Here is a 19552-nt window from a genome sequence, read left to right as displayed (position 1 = left end):
CACAATCACGTGCTTGATCAAGAACTCACCCCGTACTTCCATATCTGCACGCCCCGCATGCGCGCCCTGTTCAAACAACTGGTTTTTTTTGTCGCCGTCGGATGCGCTGCCGCCGCAACGCACTGGGCGGTGGCCGTGGGCTGCGTCGAACTCGCCGCCGCGGCGCCGCTGGTCGCCAACCTGGTCGGCTGGCTGGTCGCATTCGCGGTGTCCTTCATTGGACACTACCGGCTTACGTTCCGCCATAGTCGCATACCCTGGACGATAGCCATCCGACGTTTCTTCCTCGTGTCGGCCGCGGGCTTTCTGGTCAACGAGAGCGCCTATGCCTGGCTGCTGCACGCCACGGCGGTCCGCTATGACGTGCTGCTCGCCTTGATCCTGATCGGACTGGCCGTGCTGACCTTCGTGGTCAGCCGGCTTTGGGCGTTCCGCCACAAACCCGCTGCCTGAGCGCCGGCCCCGCCTCGACCTTCCAGATCAGGAATTTGATGCTGCTCGCCACCGGCGTCAGGCCTTGCAGCGCCGGATAGTCCGTTCCGTCCGAGCTGGAGCCCCACACCCAGTAGCGGGCGCCATCCGGCGCGGCACACAGCCTGGCGTTGAACTCCTCATTGCTGATCAACACCTGCTTGCCCACGGCGGGATCGAACTTGGCGGCGTCATACAACTCCTTGCGCCAGTTGTCACGCGTAGCAATTTCGGGATTGAGCCAGTCATCCACCACCCAGGACGGCTTGATCGCGCGCATGTAGAGCGCCAGGTCGAAGGGATAGGCATGCAGGGACACGAAGGTATCGTCCGCCTGCAGCTGCGGCCGGATCACCTTGGCCAGGGGCTCCGCGCTGCCCCGGGCGTTGTGTCCGGCGATACCCACCGCCAGCACGCAGATGAAAGCGCCGGCGCCGGCGCTGATGCGCACCAGCCTGGGCGTGATCGTGTCGTGCTCGTTGCGCCAGGCGGCCACCACCACCTCGGCCAGCAGGAAAGCCAGCGGCGGCAGCGTCGGCAGCACATAGCCCACCAGCTTGGACGCCGGCAGCGAGAAGAACGCCAGGATGACCACGGCCCAGATGGCCGCCAGCAATCGCAGCTCGCGCGTCGGCCCGGTCCAGAACGTCTTGCGCAGGATCCCGCCGCCCCACAGGGACCAAGGCAGCGCCAGGCCGACGATCACCGGCAGGTAGAACCAGAACGGCTGGGCGTTGTTGAACCCGGTCGCGGCGAAGCGCTGGAAGTGCTGGTAGACGAAGAAATAATCGTAAAAGCCCGAGAAACGCGTCTGCATCAGCCAGAACCACGGCACCGCGACCGCCGCGAACAGCAGCAGCGCGGGCGGCCAGACCAACGCCTTCAGGCCGCGCCAGCGCTTGCCAGCCACCAGCCAGATGAACAGGACGGCGCCAGGCAGCACCAGCCCGATCAAGCCCTTGGCGAGCACGGCCAGGCCGGCCAGCGCCGCGGCGACCAGCGACATGACGCGATAGGCCTGACCTCGTTCGGCCCGCAGCGCGGTCTCGGCCGCGGCCAGCACGCACAGCGAGATCATGCCGGCCACCAGCATGTCCAGGTTGGCGAACTGCGCGCCGCCGTAGAAGAACGGCATGCAGGCCAGGATCAGCGTGGTCATGGTCGCGGTGGCGCGGTCGCGATGGCGCAGCACGAAGAAATACAGCGCGATCGACGTGCCCCAGGCGGCCATCCAGGACGGCAGTCGGGCCAGCCACGGATGCGGCCCGAACAGCGCGAAGAAGAATTCAGACAGCCAGTAGTACAGCGGCGGCTTGTGGAAATAGGGCATGCCGTCCAGCAAGGGCACCCCATGCGAACCGGCGCGCAGCATGTCCCAGGCCACGCCCGCGTAGCGCCCTTCGTCGGGCAGCGTCAACGGCCGGTACCAGATCAGAGCGGCCAGCCATGCGCCAATGGCAAGCAAGAACCATCCTGCCGGCGGCGTCCATTCGGAGCGGGCCGGCTGTTGCATGATCTTGGCCATCAGTTCGTCGCCTCGTCGCTGGAGGCGGGACGCCCCTGTCTGCGGCGCACGACATAGAGCGGCCGCCCTTTGACCTCATCGAAAATGCGGGCGACATATTCGCCCACCACTCCCAGGGAGATCAGGTTGATGCCGGCGAAGAACAGCACGGCGGTGACGATGGTGGTCCAGCCGGAGACCGGGTTGCCCAGCAACAGATATTCCCCCACCAGATACGCGGCGTAGCACAGGCCCACCAGGGCCATGACCACGCCGGCCAGGCTGACCATGCGCAGCGGCCAGGTCGTGAATGCAGTCAGGCCGTCCAGGGCCAGGCGGAACAGCCGCAGCCCGCTGAAACGGCTATTGCCGTGCAGGCGCTCGTCCGGCGTGTAAGGCAGGGCTTCGCCCTTGAATCCGACCCAGGCATACAGGCCCTTCATGAAACGGGTACGTTCAGGCAAGGCGTTGAGCGCGTCCACCACGCTGCGGTCCATCAAGCGGAAATCACCGGCGTGCGCGGGCACGTCGACCCCGCGCGCGCCGCTCAGCAGCTTGTAGAACCAGCGCGCGCCCGCGCGCTTGGCCCAGGACTCGTCGGCGCGGGTCTCGCGCACGGCGTAGACCATCTCGGCGCCGGCGGCCCAGCGGGCCAGCATCTGCTCGATCAGCGCAGGCGGATGTTGCAGATCGGCGTCCAGGGAAATCACGGCATCGCCGGTGGCCGATTCCAGGCCCGCGCTCAGCGCCGCCTCCTTGCCGAAATTGCGCGACAGCTGCACGTAGCGGAAGCCTGGGTGCTCGGTCCATTCCTGCATCAGCGCCTCGGTGCCATCGGTGCTGCCGTCATCGGCGACGATGATCTCCCAGCTGGTGCACAGGGCCGACAGCCGGTTGCGCAGCAGGGGCAGCAGGATGCGCAGGTTCTCGCTCTCATTCAGGCAGGGGATGACACAGCTCACCCTGGCTTCATAGGGTACCGACGCGGCCGGCGCGGACCGGGCGGTCCCGAGCGGAAATGCGTTGGGCAGTATTTGCGGCGGCATGGAAGCGGACCGGAATTGGGTATGCATGGCTCTCTGTCGTGGCACGTAATACGGGGCACTGTGGCGGGCAGTATGAGCAGAGCCTCGTTGAATTTTCATGAAATGCCGCCGAGCGCCAGACTGCGGCAATTCACGTGTGAGCCAGTCTAGGGATCCCGGCGCCGCAATGAATAAACTCACGTTCAGTTCCCGTGAAACTATGTCCCCAATTTGTAAAGGCGCGTAAAAGCGGCCTTTCCCCGCCCCCGGTAAAATGCGCGGAAGTCTTTGTTTTCACAGGTTGTTATGCATTACCAAGTCCGCCCAATGCGGCCCGGCGACGTGGACGGCATTCTTGCCGTGCAGGCCCTGGCCTACCCTGGTTTCCTGCTGGAAAGCGCCGGATTCTTCCTGAACCGGCTCGCGCTCGCGCCCCGACACTGCTGGATCGCCGACGGCGCAGAATCCGGCGCGCTCGGCTACTTGATCTCGTATCCCTGGGACGCGGGCCTTCCGCCCGTGCTGGACGTCGAGCTTGACGCCCTGCCCGACGGCGCCGACCACTGGTTCCTGCATGACTGCGCGGTGTCGCCGGCGGCCCAAGGCTTGGGCGTGGGCCAGGCGCTGTTGCGACAGGCGGCCGGCCAGGCCGCCTCGCAGGGCCTGTTGCGCGCCAGCCTGGTGTCGCTACAGGGCGCGGTGAGCTACTGGCGCCGCCACGGCTACGCGCCCGTGGATGCCGACGCCGCCGGACTGGCCGAAAAGCTGGCCGGATACGGACCAAACGCCAGTTACATGGCACGCGCCTTCCCGTTCTGAATCCGGGGGCCCCGCCCCCCCCTCCTGGCAGGCGCGCCGCCTGCCCGCGCCCGTACGCCGCCAGCGGCCACGACATGGCCGCCCTACCTACTATTAAGATAGGACGCAGCTTTGCGATACGGCGGCGACGGTTCCGACAGCCTGAATTTGCTGCGCCCTGACAGGGCGCGAAGGATTCCATGATTTCTCTCACGCCCGTCCAATCCCTGCTGGCCTGCTGCCTGGTGCTCGTCATCGGCCGCGTCCTGACTTCCCGCATCGGCGTGCTGGCGCGCTACAGCATCCCCGACCCCATCGTCGGCGGCCTGCTGTTCGCCATCGCCGCCTACCTGCTATCGAACTGGGGCGGCGTGAGCGTCTCGCTGGACACCAGCATCCGGCCCACGCTGCTGCTGCTGTTCTTCGGCTGCATCGGCTTGACCGCCAACCTCAAGCTGCTCGCCAAGGGAGGCCCGCGACTGATCGCCTTCCTGCTGGCCCTGATCCCATTCCTGGTGCTCCAGAACGCGGTGGGACTGGGCATGGCCTGGCTGCTGGACATGCACCCGCTCATGGGCTTGCTGGGCGGCACCATCACGCTGGTCGGCGGGCACGGCACCGGCGCGGCCTACGCCACGCGCTTCGCCGACTTCAACAACATCCAGGACGTGATGGCGCTGGCCATGACGTCCGCCACGCTGGGCCTGGTGCTGGGAGGCGTGGTCGGCGGCCCGGTCGCGGAATGGCTCATGCGCCGCCACAAGCTGGCCGGCAGCCTGGACCAGGCCACCGCCAGCCATGACGCGCCGGATCTGAGCGAGGATCAAGCGCCGTCCACGTCCGGCTCGTTCATCGTGTCGCTGACCGCGGCCTTCATCTGCCTGGCGCTGGGCGGCTATCTCGCCACGCTGGTCGAGAATGCCCCGGTCAGCCTGCCCAACTTCCTGTGGTGCCTGGCCACCGGCGTGCTCATCCGCAACGGCGGCGCGCGCCTGGGCTTGAAGCTGGATGACCGCGCCACGGAAATCATCGGCACCGTCGCGCTGTCGCTGTTCCTGGGCATGACCATGATGACGCTGGACCTGTCCAGCGTCGCCCGGCTGGCCGGGCCGCTGGCGCTGATGCTGGCGGTGCAGACGCTGTTCTGCGCGCTGTACGCCTCCCTGGTCATGTTCCGCGCGCTCAAGCGCGACTATGAAGCCAGCATCATGTCGGCCGCCTTCTGCGGCTTCGCGCTGGGCGCGACGGCGACCGCCATCGCCAACATGCAGGCGTTGACGCGCCGCCACGGCCCCGCGCCCGAAGCCTTCATCGTGGTGCCGGTGACCGGCGCCTTCCTGGTCGACATCCTCAACGTGATCGTGCTGACCTCGCTGATCTCGCTGCCGTTCGTGGGAGGGATGTAAGCATGTTCAAGCGCATCGCCCTCATCGCCCTTTGCCTGACGCTGGCCGCCTGCGGCCGCGCCCCCGATGCCGACGCGCTGCGCGCCGACGTCGAGCGCGGCCTGACCGCCACCTACGGCGCGGACCAATTCAAGATCGCCGACCTCAAGCGGCGCGGCTCGGCCGCGGACAGCACCGCGCCGGCCAGCGAAACCCGGCGCGTGGTCTATTACGACGTGGAACTGCGGCTGGACCGCGACATCACGCTCGGCGCCTGGGACAAGCCCGGCGCCGCCTCGCTGGTGACGCTGCTGGGCGCGGGCCCGCGCAGCATCAGCGGCGTCAAGTCCAGCGGCAACCAGGCTGGCGACCGCATCGTCGCTCACGCCAGCGCGATCTACCGCAAGGACGGCGACGCCTGGACCCTGGTCACGCCCGCCGGTTTCAAGGCCGCCGAAGCGCCCACGCTGGATAGCGGTACGCCGCCCACCGTCACGCGCCAGTTGCTGGACACGCTGGACCAGATCACGCACTCTGTCGCCTACAGCGCCTCCAGCACCGCGCAGCATGTCGTGCAGCAAGAACTGGAACGCTCGGTGTCGCGCATCAACGGCCGCCTGAGCCGGCTGCAGCACGGCTATCCGCTGGCCGGCGGGCCCGACCGAGGCGAGTACGTGGCCTTTGCCCGCGCCCTTGCCGGCGCCAGCCGCTCGCAACAGATCCGGATCACCCCGCTCATCACCGGCGGCGGCGCGGAGAACATCGCGCTGCTGCGCGCCGGCGACGTATCGGTGGCGCTGGCCCAGGCCGACACCGCGCGCCTGGCCTACGAAGGCAAGGGCCCCTTCGCCGACCAGGCGCCGTTCTCGGCGCTGCGCGCGCTGGGCAGCCTCTATCCGGAAATGGTGCATATCGTGGTGCGCCGGGACGCCGGGCTGCGCAACGTGCGCGACCTGAAAGGCAAGCGCATCGCCCTCGGTCCGCAAGGCTCGGCCGTGCGCGCGACGCTGGAACGCGTACTGGCCGCGCACGGCATGCAGGCCGGCCGCGACTACACGGTGATCGACACGCCCTTCAGCGCCTCGCTGCCGGCGCTGAATGCCGGCGACCTCGACGCCGCCGCCCAGGTGATCGGCGTGCCGGCCACGCCGCTGCGCGACGCCCTGGCCCAGGCCAGGCTCCAGCTGCTGCCGCTCGATCCCGCCGCCATCAAGGCGCTGACCGCCGGCGAGGACGGCGTGCTGATGCCGATCGACATCGCCGCCGGCACCTATCCGGACCAGCCCGTAGCGGTGGCGACGGTCGGCACGGCCGCCTTGCTGCTGACCACGTCCGAACTGACCCGCGACGAGGCGCTGAGCATCGTGCGCACCGTGTACCAGACCGGCCAGGACCTGCTGGCCGGCGGCTCGCCCCAGGGCGCGCAGGTCGGCGTGGCGACCGCCCGGCGCGGCCTGAGCGTGCCGCTGCACGATGGCGCGGAAGAAGGCCTCAGCACCCTGGAAAACCCCAAAACGCCAGCGCGGCCCTAGGCGGCCTGCGTATATGATGGCGCTCCCTCACAGGAAATCGCGATGAACAAATTCGATCTGCAAAAGAACCAGGCCCTGAAATTGGCCGGCCAGCTCAAGCAATCCGGCACGCCGGACCGTTTCGGCACGGCCTCCCAGCTGCCCGACCGGCGCGAACAGCGCAAGCTGGACCAGGCCGCCGGCCTGGTGCCCTTCCCGCTCAAGCTGTCCCAAGCCCATGCCGACCAGATCCGCGCCATGGCCGTGGCGCGCGGCGTCTCCACCAACGAGATCGTGGCCGAACTGCTGCAGAAAGCGCTGGACGCCTGAGCATGCACATCTGGGTCGATGCCGACGCCTGCCCGGTGGTGGTCAAGGACATCCTGTTCCGCGCCGCCCAGCGCGCGGGCCTGCCGTTGACCCTGGTGGCCAACCAGCCGCTGCGCACGCCGCCCTCGCCCCTGATCCGCGCGGTCCAGGTGCCGCGCGGCTTCGACGTCGCCGACGCCCACATCACGCAGCACGCCGAGGCCGGCGACCTGGTCATCACGGCGGATATCCCGCTGGCGGCCGACGTGCTGGCCAAGGGCGCGATGGCGCTCAGCCCGCGCGGCGAACGTTACGACGCGGGCACGATCCGCGAACGGCTGGCGATGCGCGACATGATGGAAGAACTGCGTTCCAGCGGCGTGGACATCGGCGGCCCGCCGGCCCTCAGCCAGGCGGATCGCCGCGCCTTCGCCAGCCAGCTCGACGCCATCCTGGCGCGCGCCGCCCGCGCGGCCGCGAAATCCGGCGCTTGATTCACGCCCGCGCGTACTGCGCGCAGGCTGCGCCAGGGCGTCCTCGCCCGTCAATTGAACGTGATGTAGGCCTTGTAGATGATGGTGCCCAGCGCGGTCACCAGGCCGATGCCCATCAGCCCCATGCCGATGTTGCGGTCGCGCAGACCGAAACCCAGCAGCATGAGCGCCACGCCCGCCACGATGATGATCAACATGGTGTTGGTGTCGGGGTGCATGGCGTTCTCCTGTTTTCGTGTCCGGTCCGCGGCTGCGGACCGGCGCCGCCTCAACGCGCCGCCAGGCCGAGGCTGCCAGCCCGGCTGGCGGCCCGTCGGGCCGCGCTTTCATGATAGGCATGCGCGGGCCGTGGCAACGACAAGCTCAGGAACGATGATTGAGGTAGATCAAGAATGCCTGCCGTCGCTCGGCAGCCAGGCGCATGCGCGGCCCGCAATCGCGCGATGTCCTATGCGAAGAATCGGAAACCGCGCGCTGCGCAATCGGCGATCCGCGCCAGGCGGCGCAAAGAAAAAAGCCAACCCGCGAAGGTTGGCTTTTTTTGATCCCGCTGAGCGAACCAACTGGCTGATGCCAGGTTTTTCGCTTCGGGATGCCAGGCGCCGCAAGCGGCAACTGGTGAAATTGGTGGGTGGTACAAGTTTCGAACTTGTGACCCCTGCCGTGTGAAGGCAGTGCTCTACCACTGAGCTAACCACCCCGAAAGAGGCGAAATATTAGCACGTTTTTTTCTGCGTGCGCAAGTCAGTCGCCAATTAATTTGTTTGCGGCGCGGATTCAGCCCGCCGCCGGCTCCATCTTGCGCCACAGGCACTCGCCGCCCACGGACTTGTCCAGCGCGGCCAGATACCCTTCGTGCTCGGACAACTCGGCGGCATCCGCGCGCAGCACCGGCAGCCCGGACGCATCGAACTTCGTCAGCACCACGCCCGCGCCGCCGGCCGAGGCGTCTTCCTCGACGTCGATCAGCAGCGCGTCCTGGCCGCGCGTCATGGCCAGCCACACCTCGGCCAGCAACTGCGCGTCCAGCAAGGCGCCGTGCAGCGTGCGGTGCGCGTTGGAGATGCCAAAGCGGTCGCACAACGCGTCCAGCGAGTTGCGCTTGCCGGGGAACAGCGAGCGCGCGTGCAGCAGCGAATCGGTGACGGTCTCGCAGTAGTCGGTGATCGGCTTGCGGCCGGTCTTGGCCAGTTCGGCGTTGAAGAACTTCACGTCGAACGCGGCATTGTGCGCGATCAGCTCGGCGCCGGCGATGAACTTCACGAACTCGTCGGCCACGTCGGCGAAGCGCGGCTTGTCCGACAGGAATTCGGTGGTCAGGCCGTGCACCGCCAGGGCCTCGGGATCGCTTTCGCGGTCCGGGTTCAGATAGATGTGCAGGTTGTTGCCGGTGGACATCCGGTTGACCAGTTCCACGCAGCCGATTTCGACGATGCGATGGCCCTGCGCGGGGTCCAGTCCGGTGGTTTCCGAGTCAAAGATGATCTGGCGCATATGTGTAAAGCTATTCCGACGCTGGGGCCGACGCCGCGGACGCGGGAGCGGCCGGCGGCTGTGCCGGGGCTTGCGGTTGCGTGCCGCCGGCATGGCCGGGTTTCTGCCGCGCGGTGGCGATCAAGGTATAGGCCACCGGCACGACGAACAAGGTCAATAGTGTACCCAGCATCAGCCCGCCCACCAGGACCCAGCCAATCTGCTGGCGCGATTCGGCGCCGGCGCCATGCGACAGGGCCAGCGGCACGGTGCCCAGCACCATGGCGCCCGTGGTCATCAGGATGGGACGCAGGCGCAGCACGCTGGCCTCGGTCACGGCCTCGAACAGTTCCCTGCCCTCGTCGCGCAGCTGATTGGTGAATTCGACGATCAGGATGCCGTGCTTGGTGATCAGGCCCACCAGCGTGATGAGCCCGATCTGGCTGTAGATCGACAACGTGCCGCCACTCAGCCACAGCGCCAGCAGCGCGCCGGTCATGGACAGCGGCACCGACAGCATGATGATGAAAGGATTGCGCCAGCTCTCGAACTGCGCCGCCAGCACCAGGTAGATGAAGGCCAGCGCCATGGCGAAGACCAGGTAAATGCTGCCCGAGGAATCGCGGAACTCGCGCGACTGGCCGTCCAGGTCGGTCACCACCGTGGTCGGCAGCACCTCGCGCGCCACCTGGTGCATGTGCGTCAACACCTCGCCCAGCGCGTAGCCCGGCGCCACGGCGCCGTCGATCTTCACGGCGCGCAGGCGGTTGAAGTGGTTCAGCGACTGCGGCGACACGCCTTCGTGCACGCCCAGCAGATTGTCGAGCTGCACCATGCTGCCGTCGCGCGCCCGCACGTAAATGCCAGAGATGTCCGTGGGATTGGCGCGGTCGCGCGGCGTCACCTGCACGATCACGTCGTACTGCTCGCCCTCGTCCTTGTAGCGCGTCACCTGGCGTCCGCCGAGCATCGATTCCAGCGTCCGGCCGACCGTGGCCACGTTGGCGCCCACGTCGGCCATCTTGTCTCGGTCCACCCGCACCCGCAGCTCGGGCGTGTTCAGGCGCAGGTCGGTGTCCAGGTTCATCAGGCCCGGATACTTGCGCAGCTCCGTCAGGAACACCTCAGTCAGGCGCGCCAGCTCGGCATACGAGGCCTGGCTCATGATAATGAACTCGACCGGCTTGGAGCGGGCCGACTGGCCCAGCGACGGCGGATTGGTCGGGAAGGCGCGCACGCCAGGCAGCGAGGCGAACTTCGGCTGCAATTCCTGGGTGATGGCCTGCTGCTTGCGGTTGCGTTCTTCCCAGGGCTTGAGCCGCAGGATGGCCGTGCCGTCGGTGACCGTGGGAAAGCCCACCGTGACCTGGCTGCCGCTGGCCTCGCCGATGTCGGCGTAGAACTGCTCGATGCCCAGCATGCTCTCCAGCGTGTAGTTCAGCGTGGCGCCCTCGGGCGCGCTGACGATGCCGAACACCACGCCACGGTCCTCGATCGGCGCCAGCTCGCTCTTGACCACCTTGAACAGCACGCCGCTCGCGGCCGCCACCGCCACGCCCACCGCGACCACCGCCCAGCGGTGCCGCAACGACACGCCCAGCACCTTGCGGTAGCCCTTTCCCAGGGCGTCGAGCCAGCCTTCGATCAGGTTGTACCAGCGGCTATGGCTGCTCTGGTGCCGCAACAGCACCGAACACATCATCGGCGTGAGCGTGAGGGCGACGAAGCCCGACACCAGCACCGCGCCGGCCAGGGCCAGCGCGAACTCGATGAACAGCCGGCCGGTCCGGCCGGTGGCGAAGGCCAGCGGCGCGTACACCGTCACCAGCGTCAGCGTCATCGCGACCACGGCGAAACCGATCTCGCGCGACCCCTGCAGCGCGGCCTGCTTGCGCGGCATGCCGTCCTCGATGTGACGGAAGATGTTCTCCAGCACCACGATGGCGTCGTCCACCACCAGGCCGATGGCCAGCACCATGGCCAGCAGCGTCAATGTGTTGATCGAAAAGCCGAACAGATACATCAGCGCGCAGGCGCCCACCAGCGACACCGGAATGGTGACGATGGGGATGATGCTGGCGCGCAGGTTGCGCAGGAAGAAAAAGATCACCAGCACCACCAGGATGATGGCTTCGACGATGGTGCGGAACACCGAATCGATGGAGCGCTCGATGAATACCGACGAGTCATAGGCGATGTTCAGCTTCATGCCGGGCGGCAGGTTCAGGTTCAGCCGTTCGACTTCCTCGCGCGCCGCCTTGGACAGCTCCAGCGGATTGGCGGTGGACTGCCGGGTGATGCCGATGTTGATGGCCGGCTTGCCGTTGAAGCGCGACAGCACGCGGTCATTGGCCGCGCCGATCTCGATCCTGGCCACGTCGCGCAGCCGCACCGGATAGCCCTTGACGTTGGCGACGATCACATTCTCGAACTGCTTGGTCGTCTGCAGGTCGGTGGACGACACCACCGAGAACTCGCGCGCCCGCGACTCGATGCGGCCAGCCGGGATCTCGACGTTCTGGCTGCGCAGCGAGGCCTCGACGTCCTGCACGGTCAGCCCGTAGGCCGCCAGCTTGTCGCGGTCCACATAGATGCGCATGGACGGCAGCCGCTCGCCGAACACGCGCACCTCGGCCGCGCCGGGCAGCACCGACAGGCGGGTCTTGATGTAGCGGTTGATGTAATCGGAGGTCTGGATGGCGGACAGCGAACCCGATTCGACGGCGATGTAGATAATGGGCTGGGAATCGGTCTCGACCTTGCCGATGATGGGCTCGTCGATCTCGTCGGGCAGGAAGCGCCTCGCGCGCGAGACCTTGTCGCGCACCTCGGCCGCCGCCGCGTCCGGATCGCGCTTCAGGTTGAACTTGATGTTGATCAGGCTGCGCTCGGAGCGGCTGCGCGAGGTCATCACGTCCACGCCTTCGATGCCGGCCAGCTGGTCTTCCAGCGGCTTGGTCACCTGGGACTCGATCACCTCGGGCGAGGCGCCCTTGTAGGTAGTGTCCACCGACACAATGGGCTCGTCGATCTTGGGGTACTCGCGCACCGTGAGGCGGGAATACGAGATCAGGCCGATCAGCACGATGATCAGCGACAGGACCGATGCGAACACCGGCCGCTGGATGCAGGTTTCGGAAATGCGCATGGCGGACCGCCTTGAAAAATGGCTGGGATCGGCGCCTCAGGCGCCGTCGCCCACGATCTGGACGGGCGCGCCGTCGGTCACGCGCTGCAGGCCGGCCACGACCAACTGGTCGCCCTCGCCCACGCCCGTCAGGATCTCGACCAGGCCTTCGCGGCGCTCGCCGATGGTCACGGCGCGCCGCTCGGCCACGCCGTCGCGCACCCGGTACACATATTGCGCCTGACCCGAGGGCGTCAACGCGGCTTCCGGCACGACCAGCGCCTGGTCCTGCGCGAATTGCAGCTGGACCCGGGCGAACATGCCAGGACGCAGTACCGCGTCGCGGTTGGCCACCGTGGCCCGCAGCAGGATGGAACGGCCGCCGGCATCGACCAGCGGACTGACGGCATAGACCAGCCCCGGCCGATCCTCGCCGGGCAGCGCGTCCATGCGCAAGGTCAGCTGCTGGCCCACGCCCACCTTGTTCAGGTACATTTCCGGCACGCGGAAATCCACCTTGAGCGGGTCGATGGCTTCCAGCGGCGCCAGGTCCTGCCCCTGGCTGACGTAATCGCCCACCGACACGCTGCGCAGGCCGGCGATGCCGGAAAAGGGCGCGGTGATGGTCATCTTGTCCAGGCGCGCCTGCGCCAGCGCCACGGCGGCTTCCTGCACCTTGAGCGAGCTGGCGGACTCGTCCCGCGCCTTCTGGCTGACGAAGCCCTTGCCCTGCAGTTCGACCGCGCGCCGGTAATGGGTCTGGGCCAGCGTCAGATTGGCCCGCGCCTGCGCCAGCTCGGCACGCGGCACGGAGTCGTCCAGACGCACCAGCGCCTGCCCGCGCGCCACGGGCTGCCCTTCCTTGAAATCGATGCTCTGGATGCGGCCGGCCACTTCCGGCCGCAGCACCACGGACTCGTCCGAGCGCAGGCTGCCCACGGCCGAGATACCGCGCGCGAAAGGCACTTGCCTGACCGCGGCGACCTGCACCCGTTGCGCCACCGGCTTGGCGGGCGCCTGCGTGGACGCAACCGCCTGCGGCGCCCCCGCGCCGGACGCGAACCAGCGCGGCGCGTAGACGCCCAGCACGGCCCCGACGACCAGACCCGCCGTCACGGCGGCCAACAACGCCGGCTTATTCATCGCGCGACGCTCCCTGGACGGCGGCAGGCCTGAGCCAAGCCAGCGCCATGGGCGCGGCATCGTGCGCCCGATCCTGTCCGGATGCCCCGCGTCCATTCGAGACGCGGCCGGCGCACGCGGCATCCGCGGCACAAGAGATATTTTTCATCACGATGGAGATGGCGTCGTGGCGGCGCCGGCCGGTCAACCCCGCCCAGTCGGGCGCCGCGGGAACAGATTAGAGGGTAGGCACTTTAGCACCCGGATTTACATACTGGAACAATCCGGAAGCGCGATGAAAGAACTAAATCGACCCGATTCCCTGGATTTCAGGGTATTTCCCGATGCCGCCCCGGCGCGCCTTGTCGTTCAGGACCGTCGCGCCACTTCCACACCCTGGTTGGCCAGCTGATCCGCGCGCTCGTTGCCGGGGTCGCCCGCATGCCCCTTGACCCAGCGCCAGGACACCTGGTGGCGTCCCACCTGTTCATCCAGCGCCTGCCAGAGTTCGGCATTCTTCACCGGCTTCTTGTCCGCCGTGATCCAGCCGCGACGCTTCCAGTTGGCCAGCCATTCGGTCATGCCCTTCATCACGTACTGGGAGTCCGTGTGGATGGTGACGACGCAGGAGCGCTTCAAGGCCCGCAGCCCCTCGATGACGGCCAGCAGTTCCATCCGGTTGTTGGTGGTCTGGCGCTCGCCGCCGTGCAGCGTTTTCTCGTGGGCGCCGGCGCGCATCAGCACGCCCCAGCCGCCCGGACCCGGATTGCCCTTGCAGGCTCCGTCGGTCCACATTTCCACTTTCTGTTCTATCGGCTTGCTGTCCTGCATAAGGCTGGCTGGAGTCCTGTTGATGCGATTCGCGAAAGCGGCCGGCTCAGGAGCGCGGCCAGTCTTGGTCGGCCTGGCGGTTGACCACGACGGAAGCGGCGCGGGCGCGCTTGCGGGAGGTTTTCCAGGCAGGCCCAATGATACGCATCCCGGGCACCCGCTTGACGGCCGACACCAGATACACGGCGCCGCCCAGGCTCCACCAGCGCGCGCCGGCCGATTCCAGGAAGCCCCAGCGACGCAGCCATTTCTCGCTGCGGCAGGCCGGCGCGTAACAGCCGAAATGGCTCTGCCTGACCTCCAGCGACAGCAGCTTGAACCAGTCCTTGAGCCGGGGCAGCGACACCTGCGACGACGGCGGCTGCGGCAGCCATGGCTCCATGCCGGGCATGCGCGTGCGCGCGCCCCACATGCTCCATGGATTGAAGCCGGAAATCACCACGCGGCCCTCGGGCACCAGGACCCGCTCGACCTCGCGTAGCACATTGTGCGGCTCGGCGGTGCATTCAAAGGCATGGGGCAGCACCAGCAGGTCCACGCTCTGCGATTCAAACGGCAGCGCCTCGGGCTGGGCCAGCACCACGCGCGATTGCCAGGCCTCGGCATGCTCCGGCGCCGGCGCCTCGGTGCCCACGCAACCCTTGAAGGGCATGCGGTTCGCCCGCAGCAGGTTCCAGTCGGCCAGCCCCACCTGCCAGGCGTAGTAGCCGAACACGTCCGCCACGGCCGCGTCGAACTGCGCGCGCTCCCAGGCCAGGACATATTGCCCCGGCGGCGTCTGGAACCATTCGGCCAGTTCTACAATCGGCGGAGTCTCTTCTGCCACGTTCGCTATCCTTCGAATCCCATGCCAGCCCAGACCGCCCCCGCAGGCGGCCGCGAGCCTACTGCCGCGGTCTTGCCGCTACCCGCCTTCACCGACAACTATATATGGGCCATCGTGCGCGGCGGCCAGGCCGCCGTGGTCGACCCCGGCGAAGCCGGCCCGGTGCTGCGCTTCCTGGAGCAGCGGGGCCTGACGCTGCGCGCCATTCTACTCACGCACCATCATGGCGACCACGTCGGCGGCGTGATGGAATTGTCCCGCAACGCGGACCTGACCGTATATGGCCCCGCCCGCGAGCGCCTGCCGCGCTGCGATGTTCCGCTGACCGAGGGCGACCGGGTGACGCTGCCGGAGCTGGACCTGGACCTGCGCGTGCTGGACGTGCCCGGCCACACCGCCGGACATATTGCCTACACGGGACGGGCTGCGGGAATAGGACCGGTCCTATTCTGTGGCGACACCCTATTCGCCGGGGGCTGTGGCCGTCTGTTCGAGGGAACTCCTGCGCAAATGCTTGATTCCTTGGAAAAATTTTCCGTTTTACCGCCAGATACACAGGTTTTCTGTGCGCACGAGTACACTCTAGCGAACTTGCGCTGGGCCTTGGCAGTAGATCCGGCCAACCGCAGCCTTCAACAGTGCTATCAGCGGGCCCAGCATCTCCGCGCGGCAGGTCTTCCCACGCTTCCTTCCACCATTGGCCAGGAACGCGAGGTCAATCCTTTCCTGCGCACCCAGCAAGTCGATGTCGTGCGTGCCGCAGCAAGCTGGGCCGGACACGGCCACCCTACGCCGGTAGAGGTTTTTGCCTCCCTTCGTGAATGGAAGAACGATTTCAAGTGACCGCCCGATGAATCTATCCCGACTCCTTCTGCCACTGATGCTGGCAGTCCTCGCCGGTTGCGCAGGAACCAAATCCCACGACAGCAAGAACCTCACCACCAACTCCCAAGGGCGTTACATCGCCCGCGACACGTCCCGCACGGTCGACCTGACCAATCCGCCCTCTGACGCCTGGGACCGCATCCGGCGCGGCTTCGCCATCCCCAACCTGAACACCGAGCTGTCGCAGCAGTGGACGGACTATTACGCGTCCCACCCCGAATCGGTTCAGCGCATGGCCGAGCGCGCCGGCAAATACCTGTATTTCATCGTCGACGAGATCAACCGCCGGGGCCTGCCGACCGAGCTGGCGCTGCTGCCCTTCGTCGAAAGCGCCTACAACCCCACCGCCCTGTCGCGCGCCCAGGCCTCCGGCCTGTGGCAGTTCGTGCCGGCCACGGGCCAGCACTTCAACCTGAAGCAGGACTGGTGGCGCGACGAGCGTCGCGATCCCATCGCCTCGACCAACGCGGCGCTGGACTACCTGGAAAAGCTGTTCGAAATGCAGGGCGACTGGTACCTGGCGCTGGCCTCGTACAACTGGGGCGAAGGCTCCGTGCAACGCGCCATGGCCAAGAACGAGGCCGCCGGCCAGCCCACCGACTACCTGTCCCTGTCCATGCCGGACGAGACCCGCAACTACGTCCCCAAGCTGCAGGCCATCAAGAACATCATCGCCGACCCGCAGCGCTACGCGGTGGCGCTGCCGCCGGTCGGCAACACGCCCTACTTCGTGACGGTGCGCAAGAACAGCGACATCGACCTGGAAATCGCCGCCAAGCTGGCCGAAATGCCGCTGGACGAGTTCAAGGCGCTCAATCCCTCTTTCAACCGCCCGGTCATCCGCGGCGACCACGCGCCCACGCTGCTGCTGCCGGCCGACCGCGTCGAGATATTCAACGCCAACCTGACCAACTACAAGGGCGACCTGAGCGCCTGGAAGGTCTACCACTCGCGCCGCGGCGAATCCTACGCGTCCATCGCCAAGCGCTTCGGCGTCAGCGAGGCCAAGCTGCGCGAAACCAATGACATCGGCTCGCGCCAGAAGGTCGCGGCCGGCCAGTCCATGCTGGTGCCGGGCGACCCCGGCCCCGGCGGCATCCAGGTGGCCTCGCTGGCCCCCGCCGTCGGCGCGCTGGATTCCGCGCCGGCAAGCAGCAGCAAGGCCGCGCCACATGGCCGCGCGACGCCGACGCCTCCGGCCCGCGTCTCCAGCGCCCGCCCCAACGTCCGCACCCACAAGATCCGGCAGGGCGACACCCTGTTCTCGCTGGCCAAGCAGTACGGCACCACGGTCGACGCGCTGCGCGCGCTCAACAACCTGAAGGGCAACGCCCTGAAGGTGGGCGGCCAGCTGCGCGTGCCGGGCACCAACGCCCGGGGGTAGAGGTCCCCCCCCGAGCGCTGCGCGCTTCCCCCAGGGGCGCCGCAGCGGACCGGCAAAGCCGGCTCCGCGCGGCCCTGATCTGGCGCGGCCCCGGTTTGGTGTGGCTGGTCGGTCGTGAGGCGTGCCACTAAAATGGCGGCCTTCGGAAGGACAAAATCAAAGGATTGAATATGGGCTTTCTCGCCGGCAAACGCATTCTGGTCACCGGGGTGCTCTCGAACCGTTCCATCGCCTACGGCATCGCGCGCGCCTGTCATCAGCAGGGCGCCGAGCTCGCCTTCACCTATGTGGGCGACCGGTTCAAGGAGCGCGTGGCGGAATTCGCGGCGGAGTTCGGCAGCAAGATCGTGCTGCCCTGCGACGTGGCCGAGGACAGCCAGATCGAGGCGACCTTCGCCGAACTGGGCGCTCACTGGGACGGCCTGGACGGCCTGGTGCACTCCATCGGTTTCGCCCCGCGCGAAGCCATCGCCGGCGACTTCCTGGACGGCCTGTCGCGCGAAGCCTTCCGCGTGGCGCACGACATTTCGGCCTACAGCTTCCCCGCCATGGCCAAGGCCGCCCTGCCGCTGATGCAGGGCCGCAACGCCTCGGTGCTGACGCTGACCTACCTGGGCGCCGAGCGCGTGGTTCCCAACTACAACACCATGGGCCTGGCCAAGGCCTCGCTCGAAGCCAGCGTGCGCTACCTGGCCACCGCCCTGGGCCCGCGCGGCATCCGCGCCAACGGCATCTCGGCCGGCCCGATCAAGACCCTGGCCGCCAGCGGCATCAAGGACTTCTCGGCCATCCTGAAGTTCGTCGAGGCCCAGGCGCCGCTGCGCCGCAACGTCACCATCGAGGACGTGGGCAACGTCGCCGCCTTCCTGCTGTCGGACCTGGCCGCCGGCGTGACCGGTGAGATCACCCACGTGGACGCCGGTTTCTCGACCGTCGTCCCGGGCATGGAAGACTGAGCATTTCCTTCAGGCGGCGCCAGCGGCATTCAGCCCTGGCCGCCGTCCACGGCCTCTGATTTCCTCTGCCGGGCCGCCAGTATCAGCTGATCGTTTTCCTCTACCAGCGCCTTGTTCAGGGCTTTGAGCTGATCGGTCGGCAGCGCCCCGACCTGTTCGGCCGCATGGAGCGCAACCGATTCCCGGATCAGGCGCAGCATCGGGCTATCCCCGCCCATCCTGCGCTCCAGGCTTTGGGCAATGCGCTGGCGCACGGCTTCCGGCACCTTCGCATCCTTGAGCTGGCCGCGCTTGAAATCCTCTTCCGCGCTCGTGAGCGTCCTGTGTTCGCCCAGCCCGCGGCCGCTACGCAGGAGCTGGCCCACGTTCCTGGAGCCCAGGGCGCGCGCGACAACGCCGTGCATCAGCGCCGTCCGCGTCACGGTGGAAGCATCGCCCTGCAGTGCGCAAAGGCGCTCCAGGCAAGCGCCGATGCGCGCCACCTGGCCCGCGATGGGCACCCCGTAGTCCTGCCTCGACGCACGGAACAGCCGCCGGCATTCCGCGACCAGCTCCCGGTGCGATGCCATGCGCAGCCGATCGGCGCGAGGCGGCATCGCAAGCGAGGACTTCAAGAGGCGCACTGTCTGCCTCACCTGCGCGCGCATCACGCGCGGCGCGGAGCCGGCCTTGGCAACGAAGGCAAAGGCCCGCGCCCGCGACCCGATGGACCCCGCCCGCTCGGGCTGGCCGCGCGCCCCGGCCCCCGCGACCGAGGAATCTGGCGACTGGTACGTCGGATTGCTGCCGGACCACGAGATCAGGTTGGACATGGACTGGGATCATCGAGCCGGAAACCGGCTGAGTGCAGATTCCCGCCATTCCGTTCCCAGCCCCCGTCCCGACTAACCTTGTCCCTCTATTCCGGCCGCACCACCAGCGTCGACACCTGCACATCCACCGCCGTCATCAGCTTGTGGATCGGGCATTTTTCCGCCACCACCAGCAGTTCGTCGATCTGGGCATCCGTCAATTCGCCATGCAGCGTCAGCTTGGCGGTCAGGCGGTAGACCCCCTTGCGTTCCTCGCTGGCATCGCGCACCACGTCCACGCCCACCGATTCCAGCGGCAACCCCTTGCGCTGCGCGTAGACCATCAGCGTCAGCGCCTTGCAGCCGCCCAGCGCGGTATCGAAATAATCGTGCGGGTCGGGGCCCTCGCCTTGCGGCTGCGGCATGGCCAGCGGCAGTTCATGGCCTTCGGCCGTGGCGGTGAATTGCAGGGTCTGGGGCGCATTCTGGCGCACGCGGATCGTCATGGACACATCTCCTGAAGTCGGCCGGCGCGACTGGGCCGGCCCTTGCCACGTTGTAGCACTACCTTTCCGGGCAAGCGGCGACGCGCCATGTTACTGACTGCAAGCTGAACTTCCTTGCCCCGCGCAGGTCGGATCAGATTCCGCAGGTTCTCCT

The 19552-nt window shown here is 67.5% G+C and carries 19 protein-coding genes and 1 tRNA gene; 9 read left to right on the top strand and 11 right to left on the bottom strand.

Going from position 1 to position 19552, the window contains the following annotated elements:
- Nucleotides 1-57: 57 nt before the first annotated feature.
- Nucleotides 58-453 carry a GtrA family protein gene (locus C2U31_RS08385; protein WP_103272432.1) on the top strand — a complete coding sequence of 132 codons (396 nt, stop codon included), beginning with the start codon at nt 58-60 and terminating at the stop codon, nt 451-453.
- On the opposite strand, the gene C2U31_RS08380 is transcribed toward C2U31_RS08385, so the two are convergent.
- Nucleotides 413-1996 (bottom strand): glycosyltransferase family 39 protein, encoded by a 1584-nt coding sequence (locus C2U31_RS08380; RefSeq protein WP_103272431.1) that lies wholly within the window; start codon nt 1994-1996, stop codon nt 413-415. The genes C2U31_RS08385 and C2U31_RS08380 overlap by 41 nt on opposite strands.
- Nucleotides 1996-3048: a glycosyltransferase family 2 protein gene (locus tag C2U31_RS08375; RefSeq protein WP_103272430.1), complete on the bottom strand. Its 1053-nt coding sequence runs from the start codon at nt 3046-3048 to the stop codon at nt 1996-1998. Before C2U31_RS08375 ends, C2U31_RS08380 begins: the two co-directional genes overlap by 1 nt.
- Nucleotides 3049-3327: 279 nt before the next feature.
- Here C2U31_RS08375 and C2U31_RS08370 point away from each other — a divergent pair, with 279 nt between their 5' ends.
- The 5 genes from C2U31_RS08370 (at nt 3328) to C2U31_RS08350 (ending at nt 7497) form a co-directional block, all read left to right on the top strand.
- The gene (locus C2U31_RS08370) at nt 3328-3819 is read left to right on the top strand and encodes a GNAT family N-acetyltransferase (protein WP_103272429.1); all 492 of its coding nucleotides are present in this window, start codon (nt 3328-3330) and stop codon (nt 3817-3819) included.
- 179 nt (nt 3820-3998) lie between these two features.
- A complete protein-coding gene (gene gltS, locus C2U31_RS08365) occupies nt 3999-5204 on the top strand; it encodes a sodium/glutamate symporter (RefSeq protein WP_103272428.1) in 1206 nt (401 codons plus the stop codon).
- 2 nt (nt 5205-5206) lie between these two features.
- Nucleotides 5207-6715: a TAXI family TRAP transporter solute-binding subunit gene (locus C2U31_RS08360; RefSeq protein ID WP_103272427.1), complete on the top strand. Its 1509-nt coding sequence runs from the start codon at nt 5207-5209 to the stop codon at nt 6713-6715.
- 42 nt (nt 6716-6757) lie between these two features.
- The gene (locus tag C2U31_RS08355; RefSeq protein WP_103272426.1) at nt 6758-7024 is read left to right on the top strand and encodes a hypothetical protein; all 267 of its coding nucleotides are present in this window, start codon (nt 6758-6760) and stop codon (nt 7022-7024) included.
- 2 nt (nt 7025-7026) lie between these two features.
- A complete protein-coding gene (locus C2U31_RS08350; protein ID WP_103272425.1) occupies nt 7027-7497 on the top strand; it encodes a YaiI/YqxD family protein in 471 nt (156 codons plus the stop codon).
- A 50-nt stretch (nt 7498-7547) separates the two neighbouring features.
- Here the strand turns inward: C2U31_RS08350 and C2U31_RS08345 are convergent, their stop codons facing one another.
- The 7 genes from C2U31_RS08345 to C2U31_RS08315 all read right to left on the bottom strand — a co-directional run bounded on the left by C2U31_RS08345 (nt 7548) and on the right by C2U31_RS08315 (nt 14876).
- A complete protein-coding gene (locus C2U31_RS08345) occupies nt 7548-7715 on the bottom strand; it encodes a hypothetical protein (RefSeq protein WP_103272424.1) in 168 nt (55 codons plus the stop codon).
- A 407-nt stretch (nt 7716-8122) separates the two neighbouring features.
- Nucleotides 8123-8197, bottom strand: a tRNA-Val gene (locus tag C2U31_RS08340).
- A 77-nt stretch (nt 8198-8274) separates the two neighbouring features.
- A complete protein-coding gene (dnaQ, locus tag C2U31_RS08335; protein ID WP_103272423.1) occupies nt 8275-8991 on the bottom strand; it encodes a DNA polymerase III subunit epsilon in 717 nt (238 codons plus the stop codon).
- A gap of 10 nt (nt 8992-9001) precedes the next feature.
- Nucleotides 9002-12118, bottom strand: a complete 3117-nt coding sequence (locus C2U31_RS08330) for an efflux RND transporter permease subunit (protein WP_103272422.1) — start codon at nt 12116-12118, stop codon at nt 9002-9004.
- Between the two features lie 36 nt (nt 12119-12154).
- The gene (locus C2U31_RS08325) at nt 12155-13240 is read right to left on the bottom strand and encodes an efflux RND transporter periplasmic adaptor subunit (RefSeq protein WP_103272421.1); all 1086 of its coding nucleotides are present in this window, start codon (nt 13238-13240) and stop codon (nt 12155-12157) included.
- 348 nt (nt 13241-13588) lie between these two features.
- Nucleotides 13589-14050: a ribonuclease HI gene (gene rnhA / locus C2U31_RS08320; protein ID WP_103272420.1), complete on the bottom strand. Its 462-nt coding sequence runs from the start codon at nt 14048-14050 to the stop codon at nt 13589-13591.
- Nucleotides 14051-14096: 46 nt separating this feature from the next.
- Nucleotides 14097-14876, bottom strand: coding sequence for a class I SAM-dependent methyltransferase (locus tag C2U31_RS08315; RefSeq protein ID WP_103272419.1), 780 nt, complete (start codon nt 14874-14876; stop codon nt 14097-14099).
- A gap of 21 nt (nt 14877-14897) precedes the next feature.
- Between C2U31_RS08315 and gloB the strand changes: the two genes are divergently transcribed.
- From gloB to fabI, 3 genes are all read left to right on the top strand, one after another.
- Nucleotides 14898-15719, top strand: a complete 822-nt coding sequence (gene gloB / locus C2U31_RS08310; protein ID WP_103272418.1) for a hydroxyacylglutathione hydrolase — start codon at nt 14898-14900, stop codon at nt 15717-15719.
- Between the two features lie 7 nt (nt 15720-15726).
- The gene (locus tag C2U31_RS08305; RefSeq protein ID WP_103272417.1) at nt 15727-17145 is read left to right on the top strand and encodes a transglycosylase SLT domain-containing protein; all 1419 of its coding nucleotides are present in this window, start codon (nt 15727-15729) and stop codon (nt 17143-17145) included.
- Between the two features lie 170 nt (nt 17146-17315).
- Nucleotides 17316-18101 (top strand): enoyl-ACP reductase FabI, encoded by a 786-nt coding sequence (gene fabI, locus C2U31_RS08300; protein ID WP_103272416.1) that lies wholly within the window; start codon nt 17316-17318, stop codon nt 18099-18101.
- 29 nt (nt 18102-18130) lie between these two features.
- Here the strand turns inward: fabI and C2U31_RS08295 are convergent, their stop codons facing one another.
- Together C2U31_RS08295 and C2U31_RS08290 are read right to left on the bottom strand one after the other, a co-directional pair.
- Nucleotides 18131-18913: a hypothetical protein gene (locus tag C2U31_RS08295; protein ID WP_103272415.1), complete on the bottom strand. Its 783-nt coding sequence runs from the start codon at nt 18911-18913 to the stop codon at nt 18131-18133.
- An 86-nt stretch (nt 18914-18999) separates the two neighbouring features.
- Nucleotides 19000-19398: an OsmC family protein gene (locus C2U31_RS08290; protein ID WP_103272414.1), complete on the bottom strand. Its 399-nt coding sequence runs from the start codon at nt 19396-19398 to the stop codon at nt 19000-19002.
- Nucleotides 19399-19552: the final 154 nt, after the last annotated feature.

The sequence above is a fragment of the Achromobacter sp. AONIH1 genome, assembly GCF_002902905.1.
GTDB lineage: Bacteria > Pseudomonadota > Gammaproteobacteria > Burkholderiales > Burkholderiaceae_B > Achromobacter.
This window is presented reverse-complemented; position numbering and strand designations above follow the sequence as displayed.